The sequence below is a fragment of the Polymorphospora sp. A560 genome (assembly GCF_045781765.1).
Classification (GTDB): domain Bacteria; phylum Actinomycetota; class Actinomycetes; order Mycobacteriales; family Micromonosporaceae; genus Polymorphospora; species Polymorphospora lycopeni.
Genome location: NZ_CP122282.1, coordinates 6,241,211 through 6,257,767, shown reverse-complemented (window position 1 = coordinate 6,257,767; position 16,557 = coordinate 6,241,211). Strand labels below are relative to the sequence as shown.

18 protein-coding genes and 1 pseudogene are annotated in these 16,557 nt (G+C 74.0%); 9 read left to right on the top strand and 10 right to left on the bottom strand.

All coding sequences use genetic code 11. The annotated features are described in order from the left end of the window. Positions 1 to 117 precede the first annotated feature (117 nt). On the top strand, positions 118 to 1,326 hold the full coding sequence (locus QCD66_RS28390; RefSeq protein WP_375734725.1) for a sensor histidine kinase: 1,209 nt from the start codon (positions 118 to 120) through the stop codon (positions 1,324 to 1,326). 65 nt (positions 1,327 to 1,391) lie between these two features. Further along, positions 1,392 to 2,018: a response regulator transcription factor gene (locus QCD66_RS28385; protein WP_357536065.1), complete on the top strand. Its 627-nt coding sequence runs from the start codon at positions 1,392 to 1,394 to the stop codon at positions 2,016 to 2,018. A gap of 279 nt (positions 2,019 to 2,297) precedes the next feature. Here the strand turns inward: QCD66_RS28385 and QCD66_RS28380 are convergent, their stop codons facing one another. The 5 genes from QCD66_RS28380 to QCD66_RS28360 form a co-directional block, all read right to left on the bottom strand. Continuing rightward, on the bottom strand, positions 2,298 to 3,491 hold the full coding sequence (locus QCD66_RS28380) for an ABC transporter ATP-binding protein (protein WP_375734724.1): 1,194 nt from the start codon (positions 3,489 to 3,491) through the stop codon (positions 2,298 to 2,300). Further along, the gene (locus QCD66_RS28375; protein WP_364207815.1) at positions 3,488 to 5,038 is read right to left on the bottom strand and encodes an iron ABC transporter permease; all 1,551 of its coding nucleotides are present in this window, start codon (positions 5,036 to 5,038) and stop codon (positions 3,488 to 3,490) included. The genes QCD66_RS28380 and QCD66_RS28375 overlap by 4 nt, the downstream gene beginning before the upstream one ends. A 107-nt stretch (positions 5,039 to 5,145) precedes the next feature. Continuing rightward, the gene (locus tag QCD66_RS28370) at positions 5,146 to 6,207 is read right to left on the bottom strand and encodes an iron ABC transporter substrate-binding protein (RefSeq protein WP_375734723.1); all 1,062 of its coding nucleotides are present in this window, start codon (positions 6,205 to 6,207) and stop codon (positions 5,146 to 5,148) included. Positions 6,208 to 6,316: 109 nt separating this feature from the next. Next, positions 6,317 to 7,216 carry a M56 family metallopeptidase gene (locus tag QCD66_RS28365; RefSeq protein ID WP_407566860.1) on the bottom strand — a complete coding sequence of 300 codons (900 nt, stop codon included), beginning with the start codon at positions 7,214 to 7,216 and terminating at the stop codon, positions 6,317 to 6,319. Further along, on the bottom strand, positions 7,213 to 7,698 hold the full coding sequence (locus tag QCD66_RS28360; RefSeq protein WP_375737256.1) for a BlaI/MecI/CopY family transcriptional regulator: 486 nt from the start codon (positions 7,696 to 7,698) through the stop codon (positions 7,213 to 7,215). Before QCD66_RS28360 ends, QCD66_RS28365 begins: the two co-directional genes overlap by 4 nt. Here QCD66_RS28360 and QCD66_RS28355 point away from each other — a divergent pair. The 3 genes from QCD66_RS28355 (at position 7,697) to rfbB (ending at position 9,776) form a co-directional block, all read left to right on the top strand. Next, the gene (locus tag QCD66_RS28355; RefSeq protein WP_375737255.1) at positions 7,697 to 8,437 is read left to right on the top strand and encodes an HhH-GPD-type base excision DNA repair protein; all 741 of its coding nucleotides are present in this window, start codon (positions 7,697 to 7,699) and stop codon (positions 8,435 to 8,437) included. The two genes, QCD66_RS28360 and QCD66_RS28355, sit on opposite strands and share 2 nt — an antisense overlap. Before the next feature lie 48 nt (positions 8,438 to 8,485). After that, positions 8,486 to 8,650 (top strand): hypothetical protein, encoded by a 165-nt coding sequence (locus tag QCD66_RS28350; protein ID WP_212816535.1) that lies wholly within the window; start codon positions 8,486 to 8,488, stop codon positions 8,648 to 8,650. 130 nt (positions 8,651 to 8,780) lie between these two features. Next, complete coding sequence (gene rfbB / locus QCD66_RS28345; protein WP_364207806.1) at positions 8,781 to 9,776, top strand: dTDP-glucose 4,6-dehydratase; 996 nt, start codon at positions 8,781 to 8,783, stop codon at positions 9,774 to 9,776. Positions 9,777 to 9,839: 63 nt separating this feature from the next. On the opposite strand, the gene QCD66_RS28340 is transcribed toward rfbB, so the two are convergent. Both QCD66_RS28340 and QCD66_RS28335 read right to left on the bottom strand, forming a co-directional pair. After that, entirely contained in the window at positions 9,840 to 10,151 is a 312-nt protein-coding gene (locus QCD66_RS28340; RefSeq protein ID WP_357536078.1) for a hypothetical protein, read from the bottom strand. A 1-nt stretch (position 10,152) separates the two neighbouring features. After that, a complete protein-coding gene (locus QCD66_RS28335) occupies positions 10,153 to 10,452 on the bottom strand; it encodes a hypothetical protein (protein ID WP_357536080.1) in 300 nt (99 codons plus the stop codon). 123 nt (positions 10,453 to 10,575) lie between these two features. Between QCD66_RS28335 and QCD66_RS28330 the strand changes: the two genes are divergently transcribed. Further along, positions 10,576 to 10,929 (top strand): DUF3099 domain-containing protein, encoded by a 354-nt coding sequence (locus QCD66_RS28330; protein ID WP_375737254.1) that lies wholly within the window; start codon positions 10,576 to 10,578, stop codon positions 10,927 to 10,929. 71 nt (positions 10,930 to 11,000) lie between these two features. Here the strand turns inward: QCD66_RS28330 and QCD66_RS28325 are convergent, their stop codons facing one another. Together QCD66_RS28325 and QCD66_RS28320 are read right to left on the bottom strand one after the other, a co-directional pair. Next, positions 11,001 to 11,969 (bottom strand): carbohydrate kinase family protein, encoded by a 969-nt coding sequence (locus tag QCD66_RS28325; RefSeq protein ID WP_407566859.1) that lies wholly within the window; start codon positions 11,967 to 11,969, stop codon positions 11,001 to 11,003. A gap of 92 nt (positions 11,970 to 12,061) precedes the next feature. Then, a pseudogene (locus QCD66_RS28320) lies at positions 12,062 to 12,952 on the bottom strand (pseudouridine-5'-phosphate glycosidase); the annotation flags it as partial. Between the two features lie 140 nt (positions 12,953 to 13,092). On the opposite strand from QCD66_RS28320, the gene QCD66_RS28315 reads away from it, so the two are divergent. The 3 genes from QCD66_RS28315 to QCD66_RS28305 all read left to right on the top strand — a co-directional run bounded on the left by QCD66_RS28315 (position 13,093) and on the right by QCD66_RS28305 (position 16,071). Next, a complete protein-coding gene (locus tag QCD66_RS28315) occupies positions 13,093 to 13,311 on the top strand; it encodes a DUF3039 domain-containing protein (RefSeq protein ID WP_364207800.1) in 219 nt (72 codons plus the stop codon). Positions 13,312 to 13,342: 31 nt separating this feature from the next. Then, complete coding sequence (locus QCD66_RS28310; protein WP_407566858.1) at positions 13,343 to 14,056, top strand: trimeric intracellular cation channel family protein; 714 nt, start codon at positions 13,343 to 13,345, stop codon at positions 14,054 to 14,056. A 296-nt stretch (positions 14,057 to 14,352) separates the two neighbouring features. Next, positions 14,353 to 16,071, top strand: a complete 1,719-nt coding sequence (locus QCD66_RS28305) for a DEAD/DEAH box helicase family protein (protein WP_364207796.1) — start codon at positions 14,353 to 14,355, stop codon at positions 16,069 to 16,071. 196 nt (positions 16,072 to 16,267) lie between these two features. Here the strand turns inward: QCD66_RS28305 and QCD66_RS28300 are convergent, their stop codons facing one another. Then, positions 16,268 to 16,501: a hypothetical protein gene (locus QCD66_RS28300; RefSeq protein ID WP_344141869.1), complete on the bottom strand. Its 234-nt coding sequence runs from the start codon at positions 16,499 to 16,501 to the stop codon at positions 16,268 to 16,270. Positions 16,502 to 16,557: the final 56 nt, after the last annotated feature.

Genomic DNA, 16,557 nt, shown 5'->3' with positions numbered 1-16,557 from the left:
GGGGGCGGTCCCGGGGCGCGCCGGCGCGGGTCGGCGCGCCCCGGGCCGGCGCATACGATTCGGACGTGGTCGGTGGACGCCGCCGCCGGCCACGCGGGTGGGGACGGGAGGATACCGGTGCGCAGCCTGACCGGATGGTGGCGGGGACGCGGCCAGCCCGAGCGGTTCGACCTCTACACCCGCCTGTCGATGTACAGCGTCGTCTGCTTCGAACCGCTGGTCGTCCTCGCCGTGCTGTCCCCGGTCCGCGACGCCGGGCGGATCCTGCCGATCCTGGTGCTGAGCGTCGCGCACGCCGTCGTCTGCCTGCTGCTGACCCGGGCCGGGCTCGACAGTTACCTGGGCCGCCGGCCGCGTCCGGTCGGGCTGGCCGTCGCGGGCGGCGTCCTCACCCTGGCCGGCACCGGGCTCGCGCTGCTGCTCCTGCCGACGTTGGAGGAGAGCCCGGCGAAGACGGCGGCGTTCCTGGTCTTCGCCGGATACTTCTACGCGGCGCTGTCGACGGCCGTGCCGCCCCGGGTGAGCCTGCTCGCACTGCTGGCCGGGGTGCCGTGCACCTTCGTCGTCGGGCGGGCCGACGGCCTCACCCCACAGCGGGCGGTGGGAATCACGATCGCCCTGGTCGCCGTCTTCGTCGCCGGGTACGTCAGCTTCCGGCTGTCGGCGTGGATGCTCGGCGTCGTGTGGCAACTCGACCAGTCCCGCCAGGTCCAGGCCCGGCTCGCGGTCGCCGAGGAGCGGCTGCGGTTCGCCCGCGACCTGCACGACGTGCTCGGCCGCAACCTGTCGGTGGTGGCGCTGAAGAGCGAACTGGCCGCGAAGTTCGCCGCGCGCGGCCGAACCGAGGCCGTGACCGAGATGCTCGAGGTACGCCGGATCGCGCAGGAGTCGCTGACCGAGGTGCGCGAGGTCGTACGCGGGTACCGCAGCCCGGATCTGGAGGCGGAGTTGGCCGGTGCCCGGTCGGTCCTCGCGGCGGCCGGCGTCGACTGCCAGGTGCTGGTCGACGGGACCGGCCTGCCGCCGGACGCGCAGGCGACGCTCGGCTGGGTGGTCCGCGAGGGCACCACGAACGTGTTACGGCACACCGACGCGAACGAGTGCGTGATCTCGTTGCGTACCGACGGGCGGAAAACCGGGACGGTGACGCTGACCATGGACAACGACGGGGTGCCGGCCGGCCGGCCGGCCGAGTTCGGCAGCGGGTTGCAGGGGCTCGCCGAACGGCTCGCCGCCGTCGGCGGCACGATGTCCGCCGGCCCGGCGGCGCCCGGCCGGTTCCGGCTGACCGCCCGGCTGCCGCTCGGCGCGGCGGTGGCGCCGTGAGCCCCCGTCCGGCCGTCGACGGCGGTCCGGTGGGCGGTTCGGCCGGTTCGGCGCTGGGCGGTCCGGTGGGCGGTTCGGGTGCCGGGCCGATCCGGGTGCTGCTCGCCGACGACGAGCATCTGATCCGCGGCGCGATGGTCGCTCTGCTGGGCCTGGAGGACGATCTCACCGTCGTCGGCGAGGCGGCGACCGGCCGCGAGGCGCTGTCGATGGCCCGGGCGCTGCGGCCCGACGTGGCCGTGCTCGACCTGCAACTGCCCGACATCGACGGGGTGACCGTCGCCGCCACCCTGCTCACCGAGCTGCCCGACTGCCGGTCGATGATCGTCACCAGCCACGGGCGGCCCGGCCACCTGAAGCGGGCCCTGGCCTCCGGAGTACGCGGCTTCCTGCCCAAGACCGTCTCCGCGGAGGTGCTCGCCGAGGTGGTGCGTACGGTCCACGGCGGCGGCCGGTACGTCGACCCGGCGCTGGCCGCCGATGCGATCAGCGCCGGTGACAGCCCGCTGACCCCGCGCGAGGCCGACGTGCTGGAGCTGGCGGCCGACGGTGCCCCGGTCGACGAGATCGCCCGCCGGGCCGCCCTGTCACCCGGCACGGTCCGCAACTACCTGTCGTCGGCGGCGACCAAGGTCGGTGCGGCGAACCGGCACGAGGCCGCGAAGATCGCCCGCCGCTACGGCTGGATCTGACCACCGGCCCGGTGCCGTCGTACGGTTGTACGCCGCGCGGCCGTGTGGCGCGCCGTCGTGATCGTCTGCTGTTCCGCACTCGCCACCCGGCGTGTCGTGTGGCCGGACAGCAGACGATCATCGGGATCCCCGGTCGGGTTCCCCGACTGCCGCGCGGCAGGGTCACTGTCGGAGCCCACAGCGAATTCGCTGTGGATACGCCGAATTCGCTGTCAACCGAAACAGCATCACCCCGAACCCCGACCCCGGCCGGTGCCCAAGGCCGGCGGGCGTGGGGAGTCAGGCGGGCCAGGCACGGGCGGTGCCGTCGACGTGCACGGTGACATCGGTGCCGACCGCGACCGGCGTCCCGGCGTCGAGGATCCGGGCCGTGATCCGGGTCCCGTCGGCGAGCCGCAGCGCCACCAGCGCGTCGTGACCGTGGAACTCGTGCCGCAACACCGTCGCCGGCACCGGACCGCCGGGCACCGAACCATTCGTTCCCGGACGGTCGCCCACGGAGCCGCCGGCCACGGAGCCGTCGACTGCGCCGTCGGCCACGGAGCCGCCGGCCGCCACGCCGCCGGCTGGCGGACCGTCGGCCGCCGTGCCGGTTGCGGGGGAACTGTCGCGGACGGAAGCGGCCGGGCGGGCGGTGATGCGTACCTGCTCGGGACGGACCAGCACGGTCACCGCGCCGGACCCGAAGGTGCCGGCGAGCGGCACGGGGCCGAGCACGGTGTGGGCGGCACCGGATTCGACGACCGCCGGCAGCAGGACGGCGTCGCCGACGAAGGCCGCCACCCAGGGGTCGGCCGGTTCGCGGTAGACCGCCGCCGGGGCGGCGCACTGGACGACCAGGCCGCCGCGCATCACCGCGACCTGGTCGGCGGTCGACAGCGCCTCGCCCTGGTCGTGGGTGACCAGGATGCCGGTTGCCCGGTCGGCGCGCAGCGCCTCGCGTACGTCGTGCCGCAGTTCGGCCCGCAGTCCGGCGTCGAGCGCGCTGAACGGCTCGTCGAGCAGCACCAGCGAGGGCCGGGGGGCGAGGGCGCGGGCGACCGCGACCCGCTGCTGCTGCCCGCCGGAGAGCTGGTGCGGCATCCGGTCGCCGTGGCCGGCGAGCCCGACGAGGGCCAGCACCTCCTCGATCCGGCCGCCGCGGCGGGTGGCCCGGTCGAGGCCGTACCCGATGTTGCCGGCGACCGAGAGGTGCGGGAACAGCGCGCCCTCCTGCGGGACGACGGCGACCCGGCGGCGCTGCGGCGGCAGGTGGGCGCCGGGGCCGGCGATCACCGTGCCGTCGATCCGGATCTCGCCGGTGTCGACCCGTTCGAAGCCGGCGACGCAGCGCAGCAGCGTCGTCTTGCCACAGCCGGACGGGCCGAGTACGGCGGTCAGCGTGCCGGCCGGCACGGTCAGGTCGACGCCGGCGAGCGCGGCGACCGGGCCGTAGTTCTTGGCCACCCCGCGTAGGGTCAGCGCCTCTTTCATCTCCCACCTTCGGATTCGAGGATTCCGCTACGGGCGGCGAGCAGCCAGGTCGGCACCGAGGAGAGCAGCACCAGCAGGGCCGCGTACGGGGTGGCCGCGGCGTACGCGTTGACGGTCGTGTGGGTCCACAGTTCGGTGGCCAGGGTGTCGGTGCCGGTGGGGCGCAGCAGCAGAGTGGCCGGCAGTTCCTTCATGCAGGTGAGGAAGACCAGCGCGGCGCCGGCACCGATGCCGGGCAGGGTGAGCGGCAGCGTGACGGTGCGCAGTACGGCCACCGGCCCGCGACCCAGCGACCGGGCGACCTCCTCGAGGATCGGCGGTGCCTGCGCGGCGGCGCCGGCCACGGCGGCGACCGCCAGTGGCAGGAACAGCGCGGCGTAGCCGAGGGCCAGCAGCCAGGTGGTCTGGTAGAGCGGGTACGCGACGTTGATGCCGAAGAACACCAGCGACAGGCCGATGACGACGCCGGGCAGGGCGTGGGTGAGATAGCTCAGCCGTTCCAGCAGCCCGGTCAGCGGGCCGGGGGCGCGGGCGCTGAGCAGGCCGATCGGCAGGGCGAGCAGCATGGTGAGGGCGGCGCCGGCCAGCGAGAGCCACAGTGAGTTGCCGGCGGCGACGGCGATCTCGCCGAGCGAGCCGGGCCGGGAGACGCCGGCGGCCATCCGCTGGGCGAGGCTGACGGCGGGTACGCCGAGGGCGAGGGCGGCGACGCCGGCCAGCACGGCGACGGCCGGCCAGCGGGCCCGGCCGAGCCGCAGCCGGACCGGTGGCCGGCGGGCGCCGGAGCCGACCCGGGCGTAGCGTTCGCCGCGCCGCCGGGTGGCGCTCTCCCCGGCGAGCAGCAGCACGGTGAGCACGACGAGCACGGTCGACAGCACGAGCGCGGCGGTGCGGTCGAAGCCGAGGTCGAAGGCGATGAAGATGGCCCGGGTGAAGGTGTCGACGCGCAGGATCGAGGCGGCGCCGAAGTCGGAGAGCACGTAGAGGGCGACCAGCAGGCCGCCGCCGGTCAGGGCGGGGCGGATCTGGCGCAGGGTGACGTCGGTGAAGGTCCGCCAGGCGCCCCGCCCCAGTGACCGGGACACCTCCTCCTGTGCCGGGTCGGCGCCGGTCAGCGCGGCGGCGACCGGCAGGAAGACGTACGGGTAGGAGCAGAGGGTCAGCACCAGCGCGCCGGGCCAGAACCCCTCGAAGCGGTCCACGGTGGAGATCCAGGCGAACCCGGCGATGTAGGTCGGCACGGCCAGCGGCAGCGCGGCGAGCACCCCGAAGAACCGGCGCAGCGGCAGGTCGGTGCGGGTGACCAGGAACGCCGAGCCGACGCCGAGCAGCAGGCAGCCGGCGGTGACCACGGCGGCGAGCCCGAGCGTACGCAGGGCGAGCAGCCCGACCCGGGCGGTGAACAGTTCCTCGGCGATCCGTTCGCCGCCCGCCTCGGCGGTGCGTACCCCGAGGTAGACGACCGGGATCAGGGCGACGGCGACGGCGAGGACGGCGGTGCCGAACAGGACCGGACGCGGCACCAGCCGCCGTACGGCGGCGGCCACGCGGTGGTGGACGGGCCGGTACGGCGGCTGCGGGGCCGGTGCCGTGGGCAGGCCCGACGGGGCGGGCGCGCTGTCGCGCGCCCGCCCCGTCGGCGGAAGTGTCGTACTCAGGGGACGAGTCCCGATTCCTTGATCAGCGCGATGGTCGCTTCCAGCGCGTCGAGGTCGTTGAGGTCGATGTCCGGCACTGTGAGGCTGCTCAGCGCCGGTACGCCGGCCGGTCCCTCGACGCCGGCCACGACCGGGTACTCGTAGGTCTGCTCGGCGAAGTACTTCTGCGCGTCGGCGCCGAGCAGGTAGTCGACGAACGCCTTGACGTCCGGGTCCTGCGCGGCCTTGGTGAGCACGCCGACGCCGGAGACGTTGACCAGGCCGCCGCTGTCGCCGCCGGGGAAGAAGTGCAGCTTGGCCTTCAGGCCGTCCGGCGTGGTGCCCTGCTCCTTGGCCAGTTCGCCGAGGTAGTAGTGGTTGAGCAGGCCGGCCGGGAGCTTGCCGCTGTTGACCTCGTCGAGGATCGGGCCGTTGCCGTCGCGGACCTGCGGGTCGTTGGCCTTGAGCCCGGCCAGGAATTCCTTGGCCTTCGCCTCGCCGTGCTGCACCTTGATCGCGGTGACGAAGGTCTGGAAGGAGGCGTTGGTCGGGGCGACGCCGACCTTGCCCTTCCACGCCGGCCCGGTCAGGTCGAACACCGACGCGGGCAGGTCGGCCTCGGGCACCAGGTCGGGGTTGTAGACCAGTACCCGGGCGCGGGCGGTGACGCCGACCCACTGGCCGCTGCGGGCCCGGTAGGCGGCCGGCACCTTGTCGGTGACCGCGCCGTCCAGCGTGGCGAAGAGGCCCTGCTTGGCGACGGCACCGAGCGCTCCGGCGTCCTGGGCGAGGAAGACGTCGGCGGGGGACTTGTCGCCCTCTTCGAGAAGCTGGGTGGCCATCGCGGCGGTGTTGCCGTACCGGGTCTCGACGGCGATCCCGGTCGCCTGGGTGAACTGCTCCAGCAGCGGCTTGACCAGCGACTCGCTGCGGCCGCTGTAGACGGTGATCTTCTTGTCGGAGGTCGGGGTCTCGGCCTGCGCCGGAGCGTCATCCTCGGCGCCGCAGGCGGCGAGCCCGAGCACGAGGAGGCTGGCGGCCGCCAGTGCGAGCGCGGCCTTCCGGGGAGAGGTGGGCACAGCGTGCTCCTTAGAACGTCACGGCAAGCGAAAAGCCGGGCCCGGCTCATTTACAACGATGTAGAAGTTAGCAGAGCCTAACCTCAGGCAACAGGGGTGGGTGCCCTCGCTAGCGGCCCCGGGCCCGCGACAGCCGGACGAACTCCCCGAGATCGACGACCGCCTCACCGGTCCAGAAGCACGATCCGGCCACGACGAGCGCCGGCGCGGCCAGCAGGGTGAGGTGCCGCCCGGCCGGCACCGGCCGCAGCAGCGCGGCGATCCGGCGCGGCACCGGCCCCGGCCGGGGCACCGGCCAGCCGGCGACCGACAGGTGCAGCCGGCCCGTGGTCCGGCCCGGCACCGCCGGCCCGGCCAGCGCGACCCGGCCGATCGCCCGGGCCACCACCGACCGCCCGCCGGCCTCGTCCGCGGCACGCTCGTCGGCCCACCGCTCCACCGTGTACACCACCAGCGCCGTGACCGGGCGCAGCAGCGGATTGGCCGCCGCCGCCAGCCGTACGCCGAGCAGCCAGCGGTGGTGCGCGCCGGTCAAATGCGCCTGCTCGTGGGCCAGCACCGCGGCCCGCTCGGCGGGGCCGAGCGCGGACAGCATGCCGTCGGTCACGACGATGCGACCGGGCCGGCCGGGCAACGTGAACGCGGCCGGCCGGTCGTCCTCGACCACCACCAGACGGTCGTCGCCGGGCAGCCCCGCCGCCTCCCGCCGGGCCGAACGCAGCCCCGCCGCCTCCCGGCGGGCCGCGACCGCCACGGCACCGGCACCCGCCACCAGCAGGGCCAGCGCCAGCCACGACGCCCAGCCGACCGGATGCCCTCCGCTCAACCGGGTCGCCGCGTGCGCGGCGGCGGTCAGCACGGTCACCGTGCTCGACAGGGCCAGCAGCACCGCCGCGAGGGTGAACGCGACCGTCGCGACCGCCGGTCGCAGCCTGTCGACGAGCAGGTACGTCACCGCGACGCCGACCAGCGGGGCCAGCCCCGCCGACAGCAGCAGGTGCCCGATCACCCGTCGGCCCCGGGGCCGCCTGTTCGTAGTCCGCCCTCCGGCGTCCCGTCCCCGATGGTGTCGCCGAGCAGCAGCCGGCGGACCAGTTCCTCGTCGCGGGCCGACAACCCCGAGATGAAGTGGGTCAGCGCCGGGGCGTGGTCGGCCTCGGCGTCCAGCAGCCGGCTCATCCGCCAGGCGACGAGCCCGGACGGGTCGGACGGCGCGGCGTAGCGGTAGGCCCGGCCGCTGCGGCCGCGGGTCACCACACCCTTGGCGTGCAACCGGGACAGGGTCGTCACGACCGCGCTGTACGACAGTTCGTGGTCGTCGCGCGCGGCCAGCCGTTCGCGTACCTCGCCGGGGGACAGCGGCGTGCCGGAGTCGTGCAGGACCGCCAGGATCTCGCCCTCCAGCGAGCCCGGCGCCCGCCGTCGCCGGCGGTCGTCGTCGGTGCCGGTTCCGGGGTGGTCCACGGTGTTGTCGTCTGAACCCGCAGGCATGGGCCGACAATATCGACCGGCGGGCACCCCCGGGTTCCCGGCCGCGACCGGCGCCGCCGGCCGCGGGTGGCCGACGGTACGCCGGCACCGGATCGACGGTCCCGACGGCCGTACCGCACCGCCCGCCCGGCGGTTCTGGCAGGCTGTACGCATGTCGCAGCTCTATCTGGCGCAGGAGCCCGCCGCCGACGAGATGCTCGCCGCCGACCCGTTCGCCCTGCTGCTCGGCATGCTCCTCGACCAGCAGATCCCGCTCGAGAAGGCGTTCATCGGGCCGTACCGGCTGGCGGAGCGGCTGGCGGTGACCCGGCTCGACCCGGCGGCGATCGCCGACCACGACGCCGACGACCTGGCCCGGATCTTCGCCACCCCGATCGCGATCCACCGGTTCCCCGGATCGATGGCCGAACGCAGCCGCAAGCTGGCCCGGGCCGTCGTCGACGACTACGACGGTGACGCGGCGGCGATCTGGACCGGGGCGGCCGACGGTGCCGACCTGCTGCGCCGGCTCGGCGCGCTGCCCGGTTTCGGCAAGCAGAAGGCGCAGATCTTCACCGCCCTGCTCGGCAAGCAGTTCGGCGTACGGCCGGCCGGCTGGCGCGAGGCGGCCGGCGTCTACGGCGAGGAGGGCTCGCTGCGGTCGGTGGCCGACATCGTCGACGCGGCGAGCCTGGTCAAGGTGCGGGAGTACAAGAAGCAGATGAAGGCGGCGGCGAAGGCGGCCGGCCCGGCGCGGTGACGCGGCGCGACCGCACCCCGGTGCGGCGGACGGCGCTAGGCTCTCGCCATGGCGGAGCGGGAGCGGGGTGAGTCGGGCCGCACTCCGTGCCACACCTGTCTGGGTGCCGGCCGGGTGTTGCGCTGGGCGGTGATGGACGGGCGGACCCGGGAGGTGTGGACGACCTGCCCGACCTGTTCGGGACCGTCGGCGGTCGTCAAGGGACCCGACTGAGCCACCGGCCGGGGCGCCGTCGAGGCGCCCGGCCGACCCGTCGTCAAGCGTTGCGCCGATAGCTGTCACAAGGGCCGGGCAGGGCTGTTCGAGACACCGGGCGTTCCGGCGCCGGTGTTATCGTGACGCGATGCGGATGCTCGTGACCGGCGGAGCCGGTTTCATCGGAGCGAACTTCGTACACCAGACCCTCGAGCGCCTGCCCGGCGTCGATCTGACGGTGCTCGATGCGCTGACCTACGCCGGTGACCGGACCAGCCTCGCGGCCGTCGAGGACCAGATCACGTTCGTGCCCGGCAGCGTCACCGACGCCGCCCTGGTCGACGACCTCGTCTCCCGGGTCGACACCGTGGTCCACTTCGCCGCCGAGTCGCACAACGACAACTCCGTCGCGCAGCCGTGGCCGTTCGTGGAGACCAACATCATCGGCACCTACCACCTGCTGGAGAGTGTGCGCCGGCACGACGTACGGCTGCACCACATCTCGACCGACGAGGTCTTCGGCGATCTCGAACTCGACGACCCGGCCCGGTTCACCGAGCACACCGCCTACCACCCGTCGAGCCCCTACTCGTCGACCAAGGCCGGCGCCGACCTGCTGGTCCGGGCGTGGGTCCGGTCCTACGGCGTCCGGGCGACGATCTCGAACTGCTCGAACAACTACGGGCCGTTCCACCACGTCGAGAAGTTCATCCCCCGGCAGATCACCAACATCATCGACGGCGTACGGCCGAAGATCTACGGCACCGGGCAGAACGTGCGCGACTGGATCCACGTCGACGACCACAACAGCGCGGTGCTCGCGATCCTCGAACGCGGCCGGATCGGCGAGACCTACCTGATCGGCGCGGAGTGTGAGGTCGACAACCTGACCGTCGTCGCCGAGCTGCTCGAACTCCTCGACCGCCCGCGCGACTGGTTCGACCTGGTCGACGACCGGCCCGGCCACGACCTGCGCTATGCGATCGACCCGGGCAAGCTGCGCGCCGAACTCGACTGGAAGCCGGTCTACACCAGCTTCCGGGACGGGCTGGCGCAGACCGTCGCCTGGTACCGGGCGAACGAGGCCTGGTGGCGGCCGAAGAAGGAGCAGACCGAGCGTCGCTACGCCGAACTGGGCCGCTGACACCGCCCGGCACCCGAGAAAACCCGGCCGCCGGGCCGGTGTAGCCGCCGGGCGCCGGGCGGTTCAGGCGGCGTTCGGCTGGGCCAGGGCGGCCAGGGCCCGGCGTACGTCGGCCAGCGACACCGTCGCCGAGTCGTCGAGGTCGGCCAGGCCGGCCTCGATCCACTGCCGCATCAGGGTCGTCACGCCCATGCCGCGCGCGTCCGCCGCGGCCCGGATCCGTTCGTAGGTCTCGACCGGCAGCCGGATCGACCGGCTGACCATCGGCTCGTCGGTGTCCGGCGTCGGCAGTCCGACCGGTTGGCTTTCACCGATCAGGTCGGCGAGCCCGTCGCCGCCGTCGTGGAACCGCTTGATCGCGTCGTGCCGGCTCATCTCATCCGCCCCCTCGCGTTCGCCATCGCCCCACCGCCTCGTCGTAGCGTTTCGCCTCGCTGTCGCTGAGTTCGCGGGCGGAGAGGATGTCCCAGTCGTTGTCGGTGTGGTCGGCCTCGGCGAGCAGGATGGCCAGTCGCCGGCCCCGGCGGGTGGTCGAGTAGACCACCATCGCGTCGTCGCCGAGGTGCCGGATGACCCGGTGCGGGGCCCGCAGGGCCTGCCAGACCTCGGTGGGGCTGACCGCGTAGACCTCCAGGTTGCCGAGCGCTTCATCGGTGAAGCTGAACCGGTTGCCCACCGCAGGAGCGTACCACGCGCGTGGTACGTCCAAGATCGACAGAGGTTGCCCGAACGGCCGGCGCGGGAGGTGGCAGGATGGGATCGGACCCACCAGGAGAACCATGGTCAAGTGAGGAGTGCCATGGTCAAGCAGACGGGCCACCGGCCGATCCTGATCACCGACGCCCCGCGCAGCCAGAACGACCAGTTGCACAGCCGCCAGGTGCGTTACATCGTGATGATGCTGATCCGGGTCGCCTGCCTGATCGCCGGTGGTTTCCTGATCACTCTCGACGTGCCACTGCTGTGGATCTGGCTGCCGCTGTGCGGTATCGGCATGGTGCTCGTACCGTGGCTGGCCGTCCTGCTGGCCAACGACCGGCCGCCCAAGGACGAGCACCGCTTCGTCAACCGGATGCGGCACCGGTCGCGGGAGGAGCCCGCGCCACGCACCCTCACCGCCGCCGAGCAGCCCCGGATCATCGACGCCGACTGACGACGCCGCCGGCCGTCAGCCGGCCGGCCCGGCAGGGGGGTGTCAGCAGGCGGGGCCGGCGGCGGGGGGCGTCAGCCGACCGGACCGGCGGCGGAGGCGGCCCGCGACCGGGCGGTCGCCGGCCGGGCGCCGACCGTCGCCACGGCCACCGCGCCCAGCGCCGCCCCGGCGCGCAGCGCGGCGGCCGGGTCGCCACCGGCGACCCACGCCCCGAGCAGGCCGGCCGCGAACGCGTCACCGGCGCCGGTCGCGTCGACCACCGGCACCGGCCGGCCGGCCTCGCTGACCACCCCGCCGTCCGGTCGCGCCCACACCGCCCCGGCCCCGCCACGTTTGACCACCGCGTGCCGGATCCCCGCCGACAGCGCCCGCGCCTGTTCGGCCGGGCTCCGGTCACCGGCCAGCACCGCCGCCTCGTCGGCGTTGGCCAGCAGCAGGTCGACGTCGCGTACCCAGTCCAGGAACGCCGCCGCGCCCACCTGCCGCAGCGGCTCGGCGGACGCCGCGTCGACGCTGGTCGACATGCCGCGTCCGCGCGCCGCGGCCAGCGCCCGCAGCCCGGCGTCGCGCGACCCGGCGTCCAGCAGCGGGTACGCCGACAGGTGCAGGTGCCGTGCCCCGGGCCGGGCGGCCAGCGCGGCATCGACGTGCCCGGGAGGAAGGCGCAGGTTGGCGCCCCGGTCGGTGACCATCGTCCGGTCGCCGTCGTGGACCAGCACGATCACGGTGCCGGTCGGCGCGTCCGGGCTCTCGTGGACCGCCGTGTCGACGCCGAGGCCGGCGAGTTCGGCGATCCGGGCGCGGCCGGCGTCGTCGGCGCCGACCGCGGCGACCAGGGTGACCGGCGTACCGCCGGCCGCCAGCCAGGCGGCGGTGTTGGCCGCCTGGCCGCCGCCGGTGACGCTGATCCCGGCCCGGGCGTCCGATCCGATGGCCAGCGGGCCGCCGAGCACGGCGAGCACGTCGGTGACCACGTCACCGAGCACGACGATCCGGGGTCGGTCGCCGCCGGCACCGGCGGGCGACGGCTCGCCGGTCATCCGGCCACGGTCGGCACGCTACCGCCCGGTCCGGCGCCGGTCAGGCCGCCGGCACCGATCGGGCCAGCCCCGGTCCGGTCGGCGCCGGGCGGCGCGGCGGCGGCGATCCGGGCCGCCAGCCGGGCGTTGTTCAGGATGATCCGTACGTTGACCGCCAGGCTCGCGCCCTGCGTCGCGGAGTGGAAGTGCGAGAGCAGGAACGGGGTGACCGCCTTGCCGGTGATCCCGTCGCGGGCCAGCAGCGCCAGGCCCTCGGCCAGCGTACGGTCGTGCAGCGCCGGGTCGAGCTGCTCGTCGACCGGCAGCGGGTTGGCGACGATCAGCCCGCCGTGGTGCACATCCTGCGCCGCCCGGGCGGCCAGGACGGCCGCCACCTGCTCCGGGGTGTCGACCGACCAGTCCAGGTCGAAGCCGCCGTCGGTGATGAAGAAGCCGGGGAACCGGCGGGTGCGGTAGCCGACGACGGCCACCCCCAGCGTCTCCAGCCGTTCCAGGGTGGCGCCGACGTCGAGGATCGACTTCACGCCGGCGCAGACGACCGCGATCGGGGTACGGGCCAGGGTGGTCAGGTCGGCCGACTCGTCGAAGGTCTGCACCGCCTCCCGGTGCACCCCGCCCAGTCCGCCGGTGGCGAACACCCCGATCCCGGCGGCCGCGGCGACCGCGCTGGTCGCGGCGACCGTGGTGGCCCCGTCCGCGCCGGTCGCGGCGGCCACCGCGAGGTCGCGTACGGACAGCTTGGTGACGCCGTCGGCGCCGGCCAGGTGGGTGAGCTGGGCGTCGTCGAGGCCGACGACGAGCTGCCCGCCGACCATGCCGATGGTGGCCGGCACCGCGCCCGCCTCGCGTACGGTCGCCTCGATCTCGCGGGCCACCCGCAGGTTGTCCGGTCGGGGCAGGCCGTGCGAGACGATCGTGCTCTCCAGGGCCACGATCGGCCGACCGGTGCGCCGCGCCTCGGCGACGTGTTCGCCGTACCGGATCGGATGGGTCGGGTGTTCGGGCAGGCCGGGGCGGTTGGCAGGATCGGTCACGATCACCACGGTACGGCCCGCGCCCGCGCCGGCCGCGTTGGACCGTGGGATGGTGACCTGTCAAACTGGTTTGTCGGAGGTGTTGTCGCGTGAGCACACAGGTTCTCGAGCGTCCGGAGCTGAAGGACGCCGACACCGGGCCGGACATGTTCCACTACGTCCGGAAAGAGAAGATCGCCGAGAGTGCCGTGATGGGCACCTTCGTGATCGCCCTTTGCGGTGAGACGTTCCCGGTCACCAAGAGCCCGAAGCCCGGCTCGCCGGTGTGCCCCCGCTGCAAGGAGATCTACGAGTCGATGCGGGGCTGAGCCCTGAGCTGGCACCCGTAGCCTCGGCGCGGTGAACACCTCGACCGTGCTGCTCCTGGCCGACCTGGTCGGGGTGGCAGTCTTCGCCGCGTCCGGGGCGTCGGCCGCGATCGTCAAACGCCTCGACCTCTTCGGCGTCGTCTTCGTCGGCTTCGTGGCCGCCCTCGGCGGCGGCATCATCCGTGACGTGGTGATCGGCGAGGTGCCGCCGCTGGCCTTCGCCAACTGGCGCTACGTGGCCGTCGCCGCGGTCACCGCCGGCTTCGTCTTCTACCTGCACCCGCGACTCGCCCGGCTGCGCCGTACGGTGCTCGTCCTCGACGCCGCCGGGCTGGGCCTGTTCACCGTCACCGGCACCGTGAAGGCCCTCGACGCCCAGGTGCCGCCGGTCGGCGCGTGCGTGATCGGCATGCTCACCGCCATCGGCGGCGGGCTCGGGCGTGACCTGCTCACCGGGGAGATCCCGGTCGTCCTGCGGCGCGAGATCTACGCGGTGGCCGCGCTGGGCGGCGCGGTCGCCGTGGTCGCGGTCGACGCGGCCGGGCTCACCGGCCCGGTCCCGCTGGTCGCCGCCGCGGCGTTCATCTTCGCGGTACGCCTGATCGCCCTGCGCCGCAAGTGGTCCGCCCCGATCGCCCCCACCCGCCCTTTCCCGCCCTCCCCGCCTGCCCCATCCCCCTCGCCCCCGCCCCCGCCCCTCTCGCCCCCGCCGTCCCCGCCCACCCCGCCCGACCCGCCGCGTTGATCGAGGAGTAGTTGCCGGCGACTTCCGGCGAAACGCCCACGGTTTCTCCTTGATCAACGGGCGCGATCAACGGGCGCGGGCGACGGCGCGGGTGCGGGTGTGGATGGCGTGGGAGGGGCGTGACGGGGTGGTGTGACCGGTGGGTGTCCGGGGGGTGGCGGTGTCGTCCGGGGCGGGCGGGAACGGTCGTGGTTATGCTGGGACGGCCTTCGCCGGCCACCGGTCGCGGAGGCGTTTCCATGGGGCTCGTGGCGGTGCGACGCCCGTGGCCGTAACCATCGGAAGGGGGCCTCCGCGTGGTCAGCCAACCGGTCTCGACGCAGTCCTTTCCGGCGCTGCGCTCCTGGCAGCGCAAGGCGCTGGTGGAGTACCTGCGTCGCCGGTCCCCGGACTTCATGGCGGTCGCCACGCCGGGCGCCGGCAAGACGACGTTCGCGCTGCGGATCGCCGCCGAGCTGATCGCCGACGGCACCGTCGAGGCGGTCACCGTCGTCGCCCCGACCGAGCACCTGAAGACACAGTGGGCGCAGGCGGCGGCCCGGGTCGGCATCCAGCTCGACGCGTCGTTCCGCAACGCCGACGTGCACTCGTCCCGGGACTTCCACGGGGCGGTGGTGACGTACGCGCAGGTGGGGATCGCGCCCCAGGTGCACCGGCGGCGCACGATGACCCGGCGGACCATGGTCATCCTCGACGAGGTGCACCACGCCGGTGACTCCCGCTCGTGGGGCGACGGGGTCAAGGCCGCCTTCGAGCCGGCCGTACGGCGGTTGATGCTCACCGGCACCCCGTTCCGGTCCGACGACAACCCGATCCCGTTCGTGACGTACGAGCGTGGCGGGGACGGCCTGCAACGGTCCCGTGCCGACTCGGTCTACGGCTACGCCGACGCGCTGCGCGACGGCGTCGTACGGCCGGTGATCTTCCTGGCCTACTCCGGGGAGACCCGGTGGCGGACCAGTGCCGGTGACGAGCTGGCGGCCCGGCTGGGCGAGCCGATGACGCAGGACCTGATCGCGCAGGCGTGGCGTACGGCACTCGATCCGGCCGGTGACTGGATGCCACAGGTGCTGCGGGCCGCCGACGCCCGCCTGCAGGTGTTGCGCGAGGGTGGGATGGCCGACGCGGGCGGGCTGGTGATCGCCAGCGACCAGCAGTCGGCGCGGGCGTACGCCCGGCTGATCGAGCGGCTGACCGGCCAGAAGGCCGTCGTGGTGCTTTCCGACGACGTGGGGGCGTCGGCCCGGATCGCGGCGTTCGCCGCCTCCGAGGACCGGTGGCTGGTGGCGGTGCGGATGGTGTCGGAAGGGGTCGACATCCCCCGGCTGGCGGTCGGCGTGTACGCCACCAGCGCGTCGACGCCGCTGTTCTTCGCCCAGGCGATCGGCCGGTTCGTCCGGGCCCGCCGGCCGGGGGAGACCGCCTCGGTCTTCGTGCCGAGCGTGCCGCACCTGCTCGGGCTGGCGAGCGAGATGGAGGCCGAACGCGACCACATCCTCGGCGGGCCGAAGAAGGAGGGCTTCGACGACGAGCTGCTGGAGCGGGCCCAGCGCGACGAGAAGGCCGGCGGCGAGCTGGAGAAGCGGTTCGAGGCGCTGTCCGCGACCGCCGAACTCGACCAGGTGATCTTCGACGGCGCGTCCTTCGGCACCGGTGCCCAGGCCGGCACCCCCGAGGAGGAGGACTATCTCGGCCTGCCCGGCCTGCTCACCGCCGACCAGGTGGCGCTGCTGCTGAACAAGCGCCAGGCGGAGCAGTTGGCCGCCCAGCGCCGCCGGAAGGCGGATCCGGCACCGGAACCCCGGGAGCCGGTGGTCGCGCCACCGACGGCCGCCGAGCGGCGGATCCGGCTGCGCCGGCAGCTCAACGCCCTGGTGGCCGCCCGGCACCACCGCACCGGGCTGCCGCACGGCAAGATCCATGCCGAGCTGCGCCGGTTGTGTGGTGGGCCGCCCAGCGCCCAGGCCACGATCGAGCAGCTCGAGGAGCGGATCGCGACGATGCAGTCGCTCTGAGCCCGGCGCCGCGCCGGACGGCGGGGACACCCCGGACAGTGGCGGCCCGGCACCGCCATACCGGACGGCGGCGACATGCCGCCGGATACACGAAGCGGCCGGAGGCTCCCGCCAGGGGAAACTCCGGCCGCTTTCGCGTCTCGGTGGATCGGACGTCCGGTCCCGCCCGGTGGTTGCCGGGCGGAACCGGAACGTCTCAGTTCGCCATCAGGTCGGCGCCACGCCAGTTGAACTCCGGGTCGGCCACGAACCGTACGGTGATCTTGACAAGATCCTCGGCGTACTTGTTCGCGTGGTGTCCACAGAACACCAGCTCACTGCCACCCGACAGGGTGATCCGGAGCTTGCCGGCGGCGTTGCAGCGGTCGCACCGTTCATCGGCGGCTGGGGGAGCCACCGTCTCGGGCGGCGGCGTGAGGGTCGGGGTCATCGCCTTCCTCCTCGGGTCGTCACCGATGAACACGTTCTTCGGTCGTTGCTCTCACC